The 676-nt window shown below is 51.0% G+C and carries 1 rRNA gene; it reads right to left on the bottom strand.

The features are described from left to right. Window positions 1–511 (bottom strand): 16S ribosomal RNA (locus tag DX909_RS29340); the annotation flags it as partial. Window positions 512–676: the final 165 nt, after the last annotated feature.

Raw genomic sequence — 676 nt, 5'->3', positions numbered from 1 at the left:
GGCACGTAGTTAGCCGGTGCTTATTCTTACGGTACCGTCATGGGCCTCTCGTATTAGGAGAAGCTTTTTCGTTCCGTACAAAAGCAGTTTACAACCCGAAGGCCTTCATCCTGCACGCGGCATTGCTGGATCAGGCTTTCGCCCATTGTCCAAAATTCCCCACTGCTGCCTCCCGTAGGAGTCTGGGCCGTGTCTCAGTCCCAGTGTGGCTGGTCGTCCTCTCAGACCAGCTACAGATCGTCGGCTTGGTAAGCTTTTATCCCACCAACTACCTAATCTGCCATCGGCCGCTCCAATCGCGCGAGGCCCGAAGGTCCCCCGCTTTCATCCTCAGATCGTATGCGGTATTAGCTACTCTTTCGAGTAGTTATCCCCCACGACTGGGCACGTTCCGATGTATTACTCACCCGTTCGCCACTCGTCAGCGTCCGAAGACCTGTTACCGTTCGACTTGCATGTGTAAGGCATGCCGCCAGCGTTCAATCTGAGCCAGGATCAAACTCTACAGTTCGATCTTGAAATTTAAAGTCTTTCGACTAACTCATAAAAACGGAATTGAAGTGAACTTCACTTCTATTCTCATGAGCGTTTTTGGCTTCAAAGAGCCGAGTTCCAAAGAACTTGGCTGTTCGCCTCAAACGCCCACGCTTATCGGCTGTATATTTTTAAGGATCGA

The sequence above is a fragment of the Larkinella soli genome, assembly GCF_003703975.1.
GTDB classification, from domain to species: Bacteria; Bacteroidota; Bacteroidia; order Cytophagales; family Spirosomataceae; genus Larkinella; species Larkinella soli.
The sequence above is the reverse complement of the archived record's forward strand: the minus strand, read 5'-3'. Positions and strand labels throughout refer to the sequence as shown.